The organism is Spirosoma flavum (genome assembly GCF_042686045.1).
Taxonomy (GTDB): Bacteria; Bacteroidota; Bacteroidia; order Cytophagales; family Spirosomataceae; genus Spirosoma; species Spirosoma flavum.
In genome coordinates, this window is record NZ_JBHUOM010000002.1 from 1278668 (window position 1) to 1293081 (window position 14414).

Annotated in this window: 11 protein-coding genes and 1 pseudogene; 4 read left to right on the forward strand and 8 right to left on the reverse strand. The window is 46.6% G+C overall.

Annotation, left to right across the window (positions count from 1 at the left end; all coding sequences use genetic code 11):
* Nucleotides 1–159 precede the first annotated feature (159 nt).
* The 3 genes from ACFS25_RS10735 to ACFS25_RS10745 are packed head-to-tail and all read left to right on the forward strand — an operon-like array spanning nucleotide 160 to nucleotide 4121.
* Complete coding sequence (locus tag ACFS25_RS10735; RefSeq protein ID WP_381499802.1) at nucleotides 160–1965, forward strand: SGNH/GDSL hydrolase family protein; 1806 nt, start codon at nucleotides 160–162, stop codon at nucleotides 1963–1965.
* A gap of 30 nt (nucleotides 1966–1995) precedes the next feature.
* A complete protein-coding gene (locus tag ACFS25_RS10740; protein ID WP_381499805.1) occupies nucleotides 1996–3951 on the forward strand; it encodes a hypothetical protein in 1956 nt (651 codons plus the stop codon).
* A 20-nt stretch (nucleotides 3952–3971) separates the two neighbouring features.
* Nucleotides 3972–4121, forward strand: coding sequence for a DUF5989 family protein (locus tag ACFS25_RS10745; RefSeq protein WP_381499808.1), 150 nt, complete (start codon nucleotides 3972–3974; stop codon nucleotides 4119–4121).
* A 171-nt stretch (nucleotides 4122–4292) separates the two neighbouring features.
* Here ACFS25_RS10745 and ACFS25_RS10750 read toward each other — a convergent pair whose 3' ends face one another.
* The 5 genes from ACFS25_RS10750 to ACFS25_RS10770 form a co-directional block, all read right to left on the reverse strand.
* Entirely contained in the window at nucleotides 4293–5201 is a 909-nt protein-coding gene (locus tag ACFS25_RS10750; protein WP_381499810.1) for a hypothetical protein, read from the reverse strand.
* Nucleotides 5202–5242: 41 nt separating this feature from the next.
* Nucleotides 5243–5452: a hypothetical protein gene (locus ACFS25_RS10755; RefSeq protein ID WP_381499813.1), complete on the reverse strand. Its 210-nt coding sequence runs from the start codon at nucleotides 5450–5452 to the stop codon at nucleotides 5243–5245.
* A 165-nt stretch (nucleotides 5453–5617) separates the two neighbouring features.
* A complete protein-coding gene (locus ACFS25_RS10760; protein WP_381499816.1) occupies nucleotides 5618–6970 on the reverse strand; it encodes a S8 family serine peptidase in 1353 nt (450 codons plus the stop codon).
* 1234 nt (nucleotides 6971–8204) lie between these two features.
* Nucleotides 8205–8759 (reverse strand): RNA polymerase sigma factor, encoded by a 555-nt coding sequence (locus tag ACFS25_RS10765; protein ID WP_381499819.1) that lies wholly within the window; start codon nucleotides 8757–8759, stop codon nucleotides 8205–8207.
* Between the two features lie 333 nt (nucleotides 8760–9092).
* Nucleotides 9093–9647: an RNA polymerase sigma factor gene (locus ACFS25_RS10770; RefSeq protein ID WP_381499822.1), complete on the reverse strand. Its 555-nt coding sequence runs from the start codon at nucleotides 9645–9647 to the stop codon at nucleotides 9093–9095.
* Nucleotides 9648–10016: 369 nt separating this feature from the next.
* Between ACFS25_RS10770 and ACFS25_RS10775 the strand changes: the two genes are divergently transcribed.
* A complete protein-coding gene (locus ACFS25_RS10775; RefSeq protein ID WP_381499825.1) occupies nucleotides 10017–10358 on the forward strand; it encodes a hypothetical protein in 342 nt (113 codons plus the stop codon).
* A 164-nt stretch (nucleotides 10359–10522) separates the two neighbouring features.
* Here the strand turns inward: ACFS25_RS10775 and ACFS25_RS10780 are convergent, their stop codons facing one another.
* From ACFS25_RS10780 to ACFS25_RS10790, 3 genes and pseudogenes are all read right to left on the reverse strand, one after another.
* On the reverse strand, nucleotides 10523–11752 hold the full coding sequence (locus tag ACFS25_RS10780) for a multidrug effflux MFS transporter (protein ID WP_381499828.1): 1230 nt from the start codon (nucleotides 11750–11752) through the stop codon (nucleotides 10523–10525).
* Nucleotides 11753–12134: 382 nt separating this feature from the next.
* Nucleotides 12135–12743: pseudogene (gene ribB / locus ACFS25_RS10785) on the reverse strand (3,4-dihydroxy-2-butanone-4-phosphate synthase); the annotation flags it as partial.
* Between the two features lie 144 nt (nucleotides 12744–12887).
* The gene (locus tag ACFS25_RS10790; protein ID WP_381499831.1) at nucleotides 12888–14402 is read right to left on the reverse strand and encodes a DUF1593 domain-containing protein; all 1515 of its coding nucleotides are present in this window, start codon (nucleotides 14400–14402) and stop codon (nucleotides 12888–12890) included.
* Between the last annotated feature and the right edge of the window lie 12 nt (nucleotides 14403–14414).

Sequence of the window (14414 nt, forward strand, 5' to 3'; positions counted from 1 at the left end):
GTCCCTTCAGGAAGTTGGTTCAGCCAATCAAGGAAAGTTTGCTTTCCTGTTAAATCGATGCGAAAGTCAAAGTAGCTAAGGAGCCGACTATTGCTTTGGTTATTGCCAGCCGTGAATATACCTTGTCGTCTGGCAGGCTACCGAGCCTCCTGACATACCATGAACAGAAAACTGATCTTTTTTATCCTGCTTGTCTGGGTGCCGTATCTGACGGTTTTCGCCCAGAATGCAACCGAATATACATGGTGGAATCCGGCTCAAAACCAATTTCCGGTCATTGAAGGGCAAGCCTGGCCCAAGGAGGTTCAACATCCGTATGACCGGCTCCCGGCGCAGGCAGAAAAGAGCGTCAGAAGTGCCGTATGGAATCTGTCACACAATGCGGCTGGTTTACTGATTCGCTTCAGGGCCAGCACCGACCAAATCGTTGTGCGGTATACTGTAAATGGACCCCACGCCCTGCCGCACATGCCCGCTACGGGGGTCAGCGGGGTTGATTTATACGCCGTTACTAGTGACGGTGACTGGCGCTGGTGTACCGGAAAGTACTCGTTCAAGGATACGCTTGAGTACCGCTTTACTAATCTGGAGCCGAATGATCAGTATCACCAGAAAGGGCGTGAATATCGGTTGTATTTGCCGCTGTATAATTCCGTCAACTGGCTGGAAATTGGCGTTCCAAAAGGGGCATCCTTTACGCCATTGCCAACCCGAATCGAAAAGCCTATAGTTGTGTATGGTACGTCGATTGCGCAAGGCGCCTGTGCATCAAGGCCGGGAATGGCCTGGACAGCAATTCTGGGACGCAAACTCGACCGTCCGATAATCAATCTGGGCTTTTCGGGCAATGGCCGATTAGAAAAAGAAATCGTGCAGTTGCTGCCGGGCATTGATGCGAAACTTTACGTGCTGGACTGTCTGCCGAATCTGGTTGCCACGGTAGGCATCCCCTCCGACGAGATAAAGAACCGGATTATTGAGTCGGTCAAAACCCTGCGTCAGAAACGACCCGGAACCCCGGTTCTGCTGGTTGAACACGCGGGCTATACCGACGGCTCGCTCAATGCTACCCGGCGAAAACTCTACAGCGATGCCAATGATATTATGCGTTCGGCCTTTACCCAGTTGAAAACGGAAGGTATAAATCAGATTTACCTCTTGCCTAAAACAGCAATTAATCTGGACATGGATGACATGGTAGACGGTACACACCCTACCGATCTAGGTATGCAGCACTACGCAGATGGGTATGAAAAAAGCATCCGTACTATCCTGAATGAACCCACAGGTTTATATTCCACGACTAAGCCGTGTACCCAATTTCGGGATGCCGCTATCTATGACTGGGAAACCCGGCACCGGGATATGGTTGCGTTGACGAAAGCCAAGCCCCCTCGACTGATCTTTCTGGGTAACTCAATTACGCACTACTGGGGCGGTCAGCCGCAGGCACCAATCAGCCGGGGAAGCGACTCCTGGAATGCCGTTCTCGAACCATTAGGTGCCCAGAATTTCGGCTACGGCTGGGACCGGATTGAGAATGTATTGTGGCGGGTATATCACGATGAACTCGACGGCTACGCTGCCGCGCAGGTAATCATCATGATTGGTACAAATAATCTGCAATTAAACTCCGATACAGACATCATTGAAGGACTGAAATTTCTGGTTGGAGCAATTAAAGTACGACAGCCGACGGCGGATATTTTACTGCTTGGTATACTTCCGCGTCGTGATGGTGAGCCGCGAGTTATGGAAATCAATAAGGGCATTGCTCAGGCATCGGGGCAGTTGAATGTAACGTTTGCCGACCCGGGAACCGTGTTTCTGAACGCAGATGGCAAAATTAATGAATCATTTTTTGGTGACGGGTTGCACCCCAACGCCGAAGGTTATCAGAAACTACTTAGTAAACTAACGCCCTATCTGAAACCTATTGAACAGAGCCAAAAACAAAAACGATAGTTCTGAACCTCGGCTGTAGCCGTATTGCCTATGAAGAAGACAGCATTAGATTCTCCGAAAATTGCCGAGCGAACGCCCCCGAGCAGAAAGCGCCTGTTGCTATTTAAAGGGATGGCGTTGCTGCTGCCTGTTCTTCTATTGACTGTATTGGAAGCAGCTTTACGGCTTTTTGGCTATGGCCATGATTTGCGGCTTTTCGTCGATGACCCACAGCAAAAAGGCTTTCTGGTTATGAATCAGTACGCGTCGGAGAAGTACTTTACGGACACGGATAATGCTACCGTTGGCAACTTCGAGCCATTTCGGAAACAGAAAGCTGACGGTACATTTCGGGTTTTTGTGCTTGGTGAATCAACAACCATCGGCTATCCATATATGCACAACGGGTCTTTTCACCGCTGGCTTTACTACCGATTGATGCACACATTTCCGGATAAAGAATTTGAAATTGTCAATCTGGCAATGACAGCCGTAAACTCGTATACCGTGTTTGGCTTCGCGCAGGAACTGGCTGCTTATCAACCCGATGCCGTCCTGATTTACACGGGGCACAATGAATATTACGGCGCTTTAGGCGTTGGGTCCACGAGTTCCATAGCCCGTAATCCCCACGTGGTTCGGCTGGTGTTAAAACTTCGTGAGTTCCGGCTAGTGCAATTGATCAATCATATGCTGGCGGGAATCCGGAAAGCAGTCTCGGGCCAGCAGATCGATTTGCGGGAAAATCTCATGAAACGCATGGCCGCCGACCAGCAGATTGTCTATGGTTCAGCCGCTTACCAGCAGGGAATCGACCAATTCAAAACTAACCTGAATGATCTCTGTCAACTATTGACGAGTCAGAAAATTCCAGTTTTTATTAGTAATCTGGTTAGTAATGAAAAAGATCTGAAGCCCTTTGTCAGCGCGACGGGAAGTACGGCGGCATCGGCTCAGCAGCAATATCAACTCGCTAATCAAGCCTACAGACAGGGCAATTTCAGGCAAGCAAAAAAGGACTACGTGCGAGCCAAAGAACTGGATTTATTGCGTTTTCGGGCTCCGGAGGCAATGAATCAGGTTATTCGGGAGTTAGCGACCCGCTACCCCGGTGTGACGGTTGTGGATGCCAAAGCCCATTTTGAACAGCATTCTCCCCAGGGCATTCTGGGGAAAGAAACGTTGCTTGAACATGTTCATCCAAATTTACTCGGCTATGGGTTGCTATCTGATGCCTTTTACGAAGCCCTGAAAACACGCCGACTGATTAATCCGGATAGCAAAAACGAACTCTCGTTCGCTCAACTGAGACAGCAAATGCCCATTACGGTGGTGGATTCGCTTAAAGGTGCTTACGAAATGATGATCCTTAAAGAAGGCTGGCCGTTTAATGAACCCATGCCACCCGAAGAGAAACGACCCAAAACAGTAGAGGAGCAATTAGCTGGGGCGTTGGTAGTTAAACAACTGTCCTGGCGCGATGCCATGAATCAACTAGCCACGTATTACCTGAAAGAGAACAACCCACTCAACACATTGCAGGTGACCAAAGCCCTGTTGCTTGAGCATCCGTACGAGGCAAACCTATACAATCAGGCCGCCAAATTATGCATGACCCTCACTGAAAGTGAGCAGGCTGTTTTCTACCTGAAAAAATCCTTTCAGGTAGAAAATACATTCGATACGGCCAAAAATTTATTTATTGTCCTACTGAAACTCGACAAGCCGGACGAAGCCTTAACTTATCTTCGATATGCATCAGCCCATAACCCGTCTCAATTTAGTCTGAATGAATTGCAAACCTTTGTTGAACAGTTGATTGCCATAAAAAGCCAATACGCCAGGGATACAACAAACGTGAATTTGAGTAATCAACTAGCGGCTGGACATCTCAAATTTGCGAATGCCACCGCTGCCACGAAGTATGTAGAAAAAAGCCTGAAAATAGACGCAAATAACGCCGTTGCTCTGCAACTGAAAAAACAGATTTTGGCTATCAAGAAATAAACGTCAAGACAGACTTACTCATGGAATTTCTAACGGATTTCTGGCTTTTCATCAGGGCGCGTAAACGCTATTGGCTATGGCCTTTATTCCTTTTGTTGCTACTACTGGGTGTCTTATCCGTGTTTACAACTGGGTCTGCACTGGCCCCTTTTATTTATTCAATTTTCTAAATCAACACCTACTCTGCCACTTAGTTACGACGGCTAAAACCGATTTATCATCATTTGTCCTCTATCTATGTCTTTTGTGAATAGCAAAAATAGGGTTTACCAGAAGGCCACTTGTACAAGTGGCCTTCTGGTAAACCCTATTTTTTAGTAATCGCGTCGAAAACGCTATTATTAGACAATGTACACCCAGGGTACGCCGATGTAATTTGCGTTACCATCGCTAAAGTTAAGCTGCGCGGTGGAGCCGCCACCCCGCGCATAAACATAAAATGAGGCAGTTACTCTGAGATAAGCTTGGTCAGCACCAAGCAGATCGGAATAATACATGGTTCTATAGCCGTCGAAGCGGTCATTCACATTAATGTTTTGGCTGCCCATATCAAATACGTTAGAACTGCCAGTCGCTTTGTAATTGTATTGGTAGCCTACCGCTGAAAGGTCGATTCGGGCTTTCGCTTCTTTAGAGTCCCAAAAACCGTCGTCTGCTTTTATGATATAGTACCCGTGAAAAGGAACTTGAATGGTATGGGCATAATTGCGGTTTTCTGGAGCTTTAAACGTAAACCACCAATCTAAATATACGGTAAAGGAGGCTGACCCACTGCCAAAAAGTCCCGAACCACTGCCATTTGCAGAATCAGATAAGTCGAAATTGCCTGGGTTATAACCCTGCCAGTATACAGCACCATTAGACCCATGTAGGGTAGCGTAGTACGGAGAATACCAGCCTAAAGCCAGGGCGTTGGTCGAGTCTGATAACAGATGCCCTTCTACTAAGCCAGGGTGAATTGACGTTATGTTTTCAGGCGATACCTCAATAGAAGAGAGCGACGTTTTAGCCTCAGCCGTGTATGATTCGATAGCCGCCTGCTCTTCTTTGTGCGTTTTCTCCTGATTGTCAAGAAAGGTTACAACATCTTGAGGTAAGCTCTTTTTTAGCTGGTCCATACGGGTTTGTCCCGACTTATTAGCTTTCTCAATTTGCTCCGCCTGTGATTTTTGTAACCGCACTACTTCCTGACGACGTTCTGCTACGAGTTGCTTTAACTGGTCATCAGATGATTTGAATTTAGTTTCCATGTGATTTTTGTGTTTAAAATAGTTAATTAGTATTGTCTTTCTTACCAAGTTATCTCGGCGTCTGGAGGCCCAATGTCAATGCCCTGCTCTGGAGATATATCAGCAACGCCAGGAATTAACCTGAGCTTTTCGGCTACATCGTTACTTGCGGTTCCAGTAACACACCCAATCTCGGTGAGTACCTGATCGACAGTAAATCCCGTTTTGGTCAATTCCTCTGTGATGTCAGTTAATGGGCGTTTGTTAGACATCGTGATAACCCATCTTTTGCTTTCAGCCATAGTGGTTCTATAATGATTTAGTGATTGTTGGTCTCCGCTGACTAGCACAGCAAAGAGACAAATGACAATCCATCGACTGTACATAGCGATTAGCCGTCGTACTGAAAAGATGTATGTAGTCAGTCAGGGCTTTGTTTAGGGAGCTTGCACAAGTCCTGCACCAACCCGCGCAGCCGAGAACGGCAACCGCCTTGCCGTCGCTTGTAGTCGTCGCCATAGTTGTAATCCTCGTAAATTTGGCGATGTCTCAGCCCATAATGCCGCGCACCCAGCTACATGCGGTGTGGCCATGCTGGTGCCATTTTTAACACCATACCGAGTAGGACGAGGTACCGACGAGTATATGTTCCGACCGGGAGCCGCTATCTCAATCTTGCCAAAGTTGGAGAACGACGACGGACTCAAATTCTCATCTAGTGAGGCCACCGACATAATAGTTGGTGAATTGGCTGGATAGCCTGTTGAAGAAGCTGAGTTGCCTGCTGCTGCAATAATTAGACAGCCGTTGTTCAGGGCGGCTTGGCCTGCTGCCGTATAGGAAGGCTGTACGCCACCCTGCCCGCCAAGAGACATTGAAATTACCGGGCAGCGGTTAGCAATGGCCCAGTTCATGCCCGCGAGTACGCTACCCCCAACGCTGTTGCCTGTATTAGATAATACCTTACCCGCAAAGATTGACGACCGATAGCCAATACCATAACGCGGGATAGAGCCTGCCGGTGCTTTAGGCCCACACGCTGTACCTATACAGTGCGTACCGTGACTGTGTAAATCCTGTACGGGTTGACCAACGAACGTTGCACTAACAATTGGGCGGCCAGCAAAATCAGGGTGTAGCAGGTCCATGCCCGTGTCGAGTACCGCCACTTTGATGCCAGTTCCACTTCGCAGGCTTGGTGGTACCTTGCACGCGATGAGTCCCCAGGTGGCCCCCAGAACCTGTACTTCTTCTTCTATTTCCAGTTGAGAGTGTCCGTTTGTCTGCATTTCTCTGGCAATCGTCTCCGTTGCCTGTAGGAAGCCGCGTAGGAATTCTGCCGAAGTCGCTGGAACTGTTTGAGTCAAGCTATCCTGTAAGAGTCCGGAGTACGTATTTTCTGCAAACACGAAGTACTCAGGATCAATTGATTCGAATGGACTGTCTGTCGCAATCTCGGCAAAGGTGTTCATATTGCGCTCCTGAGCAGCATTACCACCAAGAAGCGCCACGCCAATTTCCGGAAAGACAACCGCATCGGCATCACCGATATTCTCCAGTATAGCCGCCTGATCGTCAAAGTCACGCGCATCGGCAACGCGCATCCCCTGAGTTCCTAAAGACTGACGACCTTCGTCACCCGCGCCTTCCTTAAAGGTTACTAGATACCGACCTGTCTGGAAACTGTTGTCATCACGTTCAAGAGCTGCGAGCAATAGTTCGTCAACAGACGATGAAGCGCGATAGGCAGATGCCCCATCTGAGGAATCATTAGAACTTTTCTTTGCCATGATTGTGTGCGTTTTTGATTGTGAGAGAGTTGATTTAGGCGTTTACTGTCAAGCGATTAAAGTTGATAAGACCTTAGTCGAAGGAATGTAAAAAGGAGGAAACAACAAGAGGATTGGGACGAATGCAATGTTGCACTCGTCCCAATCCTCTTGTCTACTAGTGTAGCCGAAAAATCCTAAATGAAGCCGCTTTTGTTCTTACTTCTCTGTTGGGCTAGTTTTTAGGGAAAGTCATAGATAAAAATATTCCCGCGACGGGTACACTCGACTTAAGCCCCGTGATACCATGTTCGAGGTTTACCCGAATTGGGTGGTGCTTAAATCGATTAAGCAACATGATGACCGTCAGTTGAGCCAGCCGTGGAGATTACAGTAGCTGGCCAATAAAAGGGAGACTGCGTTACTACTGGCCCGTCTTTGTTACAGGGGTATTTCTGTGGCTTTTTGCCGGCTGTCGGTTGTGAATCGTATCTTTAGTCGTCGTTGAAAGCTGAGAGGGAAATGCACCGCTGGACAATGATCCTACACGTAATTTTGCAGTCGGACCACAAAAGTATTTACGGAACGGGTAGGTGCCCAGACCGTTGTCGTTCTGTGTTTGCAATACGCCATGCGTGTGCTGACCGGTGAGCCTGAAGAGGTAATGCGGTTGTCAGTCAATTAGTAAAAAGCTGGATCAATGGGGAGTACAGTATACGTACTCATTAGCTAGTATATGAGCCGCATTTCTCATTAGTGCGGGCTCTGTACGACAATACGCATTCATACTCGCCCTGTATCTATATCCGAAACGGGGTTGTAGCTAAACTCGAAAATATCGGGGTAAATAAGTAGTAAACTATTGATAATCAAACAGTCTACTTGGTCGAAACCTGGAGGTTACAAAAGGGGAGGGGCCTTGTTTTTATGTCGTTCTCATCGAAAACGTAGTAAGGAGCGACTTTAGCTACTAAAACTGTGGGAAGATTCGCCTTGAGACTGCTCCGTTATTCGGGCTGAGGTCGCAATACCCACCAAGCTCAATACAGGCGACGGCAAAATCAGACGGTTGATTTAGTAGAATCAGCCTTGAAACAGTCAGTGCAATTGCGATGACAATACCAATACTGCCCTTTAGACTACTGGCCAATTGCCCAGTTAGTATATATAGCGAAGTGCCTAAGTTTATTTTTTTTTGTGTCCGCAGTTGTGGGCACTGCCGACCAGCTTTAAAGTTGGGTTTGGTGAGACTAACCTACAGTTGATACGCGGCTGCATCACACAACTGCCGAACTTTCTCACGCGAACGTTTTAAGCGCATCTTTACCGCACTCTCTTTCAAATTGAGCTGACCGGCAATCTGATGAATGCCCAGCCCCTCCTGGTACTTCATCCGTAAAATCATAGCCTCCTGCGTAGAGATACTGTTCATGGCTGTGCTTAGTCGTTGCAGGCGTTCTTCGGTATCTTCAGTATCATTGGTACTGGTGTACTGATAAGACATTTCATCCTCAAGTCTTGTCGTCGTCAGGCGATTTGATACCCGTATCTGGTCCAGACAGTAGTTGTAAGAGATAGAATATAACCAGGTTGAGAAAGTAGAGCGTTCCTGAAAGCGTTCCAGCCGGGAGAAGGTGCGGATAAAAATATCTTGCGTAAAATCCTGGGCTTTCTCTGCATCTTTGGTCATGGATAGGCAGCGTTTGTATACTTTGCCAACGTACCGCTTATAAAGAGCCTCGAAGCAGATATTGGGATTGGTGTTGAGATGTTGGCGGATTAATTCCTCGTCGTTCAATTGGGTTTTCATAAGAGTAGTCGTTTTGAGTTGTAGGTTCTTAGCCGGTTGCATTAAGTTTCCTATTGTCTTTTAACGATACAAATTTGTTACTATCCGATTGAGGTTGAGGTCCGATTTCGATGAATTGTCGCTTTTGCCCGATTTTTGGGAGAAAATTGTCCCCATTGTGAATAAACCAAGTGTATATATTCCTGATTTTTACAATGAATGGTTACTATTTCTTGGTTTATTATAACTTTCCTTGGTGCTCATGAACAGAAGAATAAACTTCGTTTAAAAGAACATATTCTTATACAGACATTACGACCGTATTTAGTGTAGCTTACCAGGAATTGTTTATAGTTACACGTGTATAGCTGAGGATTGGGTATAATTAAAGATTGGACGCAGTCGGCTTATTGATTTATAGATTCGGCTTTTGACCGTTCCTACCGGTAAGGCTAATTGGGTCGCTATTTCTTCATGTGTATAGCCCTGCCAATAAGCCATATTGATTACTTGCCATTCTCTATTAGACAACGCTCCTTTAACTAAATATTCAACGCCTATTGCGTCAACAACTGGCCCATATTCTACAGCAGCTACATCGTTTAGCTCTATATCCAACGTCGAATAAACTAGTTTACGTCGGGTTAAAGCACTGAGAGCGGTGTTCCGAGCCACCTTCAGCAGCCACGTAAACAACGTGCCTAGTTCTGGATTGTAATAATGGAAACGTTGCCAAACCTTTACATATGTATCTTGTAATAGGTCTTCGGCTTCATCAGGGTCTTTAACAATAAGTAGTATTGCCTTCAATAGAGCCTTGGAGTAGCGGCTGTATAAATGTTGGAAGGCCTTTTTATCCCCTTGCCGTAGATGGCCAATCAGGATCTCTTCAGTTGTGTACTTAATCATTTGCAAATTTCGTCAGGTTGAGTAAGAGTAAGACTCGCGTTATCCTTTAAGTCACTTTATGTAACTTATATATTAACTCGAGGGGACTTGCCTGACGCATTCGTAAAGAACTAGCTTCATTCAGTAGGCATAAATTTCACATAAAATTAATTTGCCTGCATAACATGTATACTATTTATACGGTTAATGCCATGGTGAAGTGCTATTCGTTACTATTAGATGTAATGAGAACCTAATTTGCACTTTTTTTAGTACGTAAAGTTTTTTTGTACATCTGTGACCTCATTTAATGAACGTAGTCTAAAAAATGAAACGCTCCTTGTAACAGGTAACACATTTATACATGTTCGTTTTCTATCTATACAAATCATGACGAGTGATTCCTTCAATCAATTATTTGACAAGTATCTGCAACAGGTTAGTGAAACAAGCACTGCTTCAGTGAAACCAGACCCAACCGGTGATAAACCTACATGGTTATTCCTTCTTCAACGTCACGTTCAGGAATGGAAGCAGCATTATCGCCTGGAAAGTCAAGCTATTGAACAGATAAAGAGTAAAAGTCAGCGATTCAACTCCCAAGTTGACCGGCTAAGTTTTCTTGACCAAGACCAGGCGATTGCCGAGGTGACTACGTTTTATGACGTAAAACGGGAGTTAATCAGAGATCGTCAGCAGCAGGAATTAACTGAACTTGGGCTGGCTTTTTAGGTATCCGTCAGCATAGATTACAGTAAAGTCTACTGCTACAACGCTTGAAACCAGAATAAAAAACGAGCGAAAAGACCTTAATAAAGCCAACCTCTTTTTTGTAGATGAGCTAAATGATCGTGTTTCGTAGCCATGAAAGCTGGCTACGAATCCGAAGACTTCCCCTAGTGGGCCAATATCACGTCTGATGATGGGTCAACTTTAATTGGCTGCTTAATAAATCTACGACCAATAAATAGTACCAGCAAAGCAATCACCGAAGTTGCCGCCATAATGGCCGCCATGGGCATAGACGAATGACTGCTGAACATACTTACCCCTACGGAGGCCAGTGCACCAATGCCCAGTTGCATAGCCCCCATCAAAGACGACGCCGTCCCCGCATTTTTGGAGAAGGGGGCCAGCGAAAGAGCCGCTGCATTCGGGTTGATCAACCCCACACAGCATAGGAACAAGAAGATCATAACAATGGTACCATATAGCTCAAACCAGCCAAGGCTGGCACCGATAAAAAAAAGTGAGGCCAAAAGCACTTGAGCAACTATAGCAACCGGAACGACCTGCTCACTTTGGAATCTTTTAAGCAATAGGTTATTCACTTGGCTGGAGCCAATAAAGCCAATTGACAGTATCGCAAAGATCCATCCATATACTTTGCCATCTACGTGAAAGACATCCATAAATACCAACGGTGAGCCAGAGACATAAGCAAATAATCCCGAAAAGGCGAAGGCACCTGCAACAGCGTAAGTGTAAAACTGTGGGTCAACAATAACCGACAGAAAGTTTTTGATAATGGGTTTTGGTTTTAACGAGAAGGCTGGATTAGGCTTATATGTTTCGGGAAGACTAATAATTACGGCTAGTAGTATAAGCACCGCAATAGCCGCCAGAATGATAAACACTCCTTGCCAGCCAAAAGCAGCCGTTACATAGCCGCCAACGGTTGGAGCGATCATGGGTGAAGCCCCTACGACTAACAAGAGTAACGCAAATACTCGGGCACTATCCTTGGCCGGAAATAAATCACGTACCATGGTCACTGACGCTACAGCAGCAGCACAACTGCCGATGGCCTGAACAAATCGCAAAATAATTAAGGCATCAATACTTTTGGCTAACAGGCAGCCTATAGATGCTAGGATGTAAAGTGTTAATCCAACATATAGAGGCTTCTTCCTGCCAAACCGATCAAGTAATGGGCCGTATAACAATTGGCCAGCCGAAATGCCAACGAAGAAGCTCGATAAGGAAAGCGACACTTCAGCTGTAGTAGTATGCAGATCCTGGGCAATGGCCGGAAATCCTGGCAAGTACATATCAATAGAAAAAGGTCCCAGCGTGGACAGGGTACCAAGTAGGAGTATAAGAAAAAAATGGCGCTGTCTGGTCATGTAAATAGTATGTTAACTGGATAGTAAATTTACGGCTATCATTAAAGAATCTCTTTTACCACCTGAATAAACAGGATAAGAGCAGGAATCGGCAGTAAACGTGAGGAAGTCAACTTCACCGGGAAGCACGTTTGTCAGCACAGCCTGCTGAGCCTTCGACCAGGTGCTGCTAAAGTATGTGAGCGGGGCGCAGCACAATAAAAATTGACCGCTTACGGGGATTCCCCAAACCCTTCGGTGCCGTGTTACTTACGTTTTGCCAGCCGCCGGTACCTGTCAGGTGCTATCAGGTGAATGGACTATAGGTTTAGAAAGGCAGACAGGCTATGGTGAGGCAATATCAAAGATCAACGTCTAAATTGCGAGTATCCTGTACGATCTGTTGATAGTCTATTAACTCTTTGACGCTGATAACTTTGAGATTAAATCGATCTGCTACCTGTCGCAATTCAGGCAGGCGGGCCATCGTTCCATCTTCGCTCAGCACCTCAACCAGTACACCAGACGGCGCAAAGCCTGCTAACCGGGCCAGATCCATAGCTGCTTCAGTATGACCAGGGCGGCTTAAGACACCCCCTTTCTGGGCTATCAGGGGAAATATATGCCCCGGGCGCCCCAACTGATGAGGAAGAGTAGAAGGATTAACTAAAGATTGAATCGTTTTGGCCCGATCATGAACGGATATGCCTGTTCCACATCCGTCACCCTTAAGGTCAACAGACACAGTAAAGGCCGTTCTATGGGTAGCTGTGTTGGTCGCTACCATCAGGGGCAGTTGCAGTTCCTGGCAGCGTTCCTCTGTTAGCGAAACACAAATCAGACCCCGTGCTTCCCGGGTCATAAAATTAACAATTTCGGGCGTGATGCAGGCTGAAGCACAGATCATATCGCCTTCGTTTTCGCGGTCTTCGTCATCAACGACGATAATTACTTTGCCTTGTCGAATATCAAGGATTGCCTCGTCAATACTATCTAAAAAACTGTACGTCATATTGTTGCTGACTACTCATCTGTACTACGTCTGAAATTAAAAAAAAAACAGCTTGCCAGTAGCCTTCGTGGGTTTGGCTGTAGCGACAAAGATACGTTGGGGGTCAGTGTATCTTGGTTTTTCTTCGTTCTGTTCAACGCCTAATTAGTCACCAACTGTCGCAATTACTCGCTGGTAACGGGTTAGGTGGGGGGCTTTGGCATCGGTCACTTCCAGAATCAGGTGAATCGTTTTTCCAGGAGTGGCATCTTCCGGTACAGTAAACGACGCTTTGGCCTGATCAGCCTGTTGAATGTCAACTTTTCCCTCGTAGGTATCTACTTCTTCGTATTGCCACCAGCGATAGCTAACGTTATCGCCATCCGGATCGGTGGCTGAACCACTAAGTGTTATGCTCTGGCCCGGTTTTACACGAAGGTCATGGGCATGATTGAGTTTGACGACTGGTGGATGGTTGGCTTCTTTGTAGGACTTCACACACCAGTCGGCGCGGGTGGCAAAGTCGTTCTGCAACACGGGAATCCATCGCGTCTGCGGGTAAGCCGCATCGGTCTTTTTGGTATAAGGGTCATAATCGGTCACGTGTTTGCCGTCTTCCCAGCGGTAAGGATTCGTGGGCGATTGCACCATGCGTCCGCCCCAACCACCGTAAGAAACGTTTTCCTTACTCCGTAGGCCAACATCAATCAGGTAAAAAAAAGCAGGAGAGTCACCTTCAGAAATAAAATCGTACTGACTCCGGCCAAATTTCTTGGCTTCTTCCATATCACCGTGTGTATGTTCGGGGTCACCCGCTAACTTCTGACCATCGCCCCAAAGGTAGTAGGCTGTAAGCAGTGGCCCGTGCCCAAACTTGATATGCTCGGCAAACCACTTTCCGCCTAAATAAGGTTGTAATTCAGCGGGAACCACGCGGGGCCATAGATAGGCAAAACTCCAAAACTGGTCCGAATTGTAGAGCACTTTAATGTGTGGCCAGTTCGGGGCGACGTACTTCTGATACGTCGCATCCTGGTCGAGTACGGCGTATATGATCGCTTTATCGGATACTTTTTTGGCAATCGCCGACCAGTTGGGCGTGTTTTTGTACTGATCTTCAATAGATTTCAGGGCTCGGGCGACCGTGTTGGTGCCTCCCCAGATTTGCAGGTAAACCGGGCTGGGGTTATTGTCGAGTAGAATCTTCTTAATAAAGTCCGACCCTTCTGTATCGTGGCTCATTTCGCCCTCAAAATCGATGTTACCGACCCGCACAAGACTCAGCAGATGATCGGGTGTGGGGTACCCTTTTGCGTGTTTTATTAAGTTAGGATACACCTTAGCGTATTTGCCGATGTACTCCTCCATCCAGGTCGTACCGGGCCAGCGTAGTGCTGTCTGTTCGCCGTAGCGTTTGGCCGTATTGGCCACCTCAGACGTAAATTTGGTGCCTTTGCCATCACCTTTATAATGCCATTGAGAGCTGCTATACGTCAATCCCACAATATCGAACTCGTTGCTATACAGCAACATCCGGATAAACGTATCGACATCGTCTACTTCACCATCGGTCGTGATGATGGTGCGTGGTTTGGTTGAGGTGGATTGAGCTATTGCCGATGTTATTGCCAGCGGCCATAGTCCGAGCAACACTAATAATAGTAAACCTGTTTTTTGCATTGTTTAGGGTAA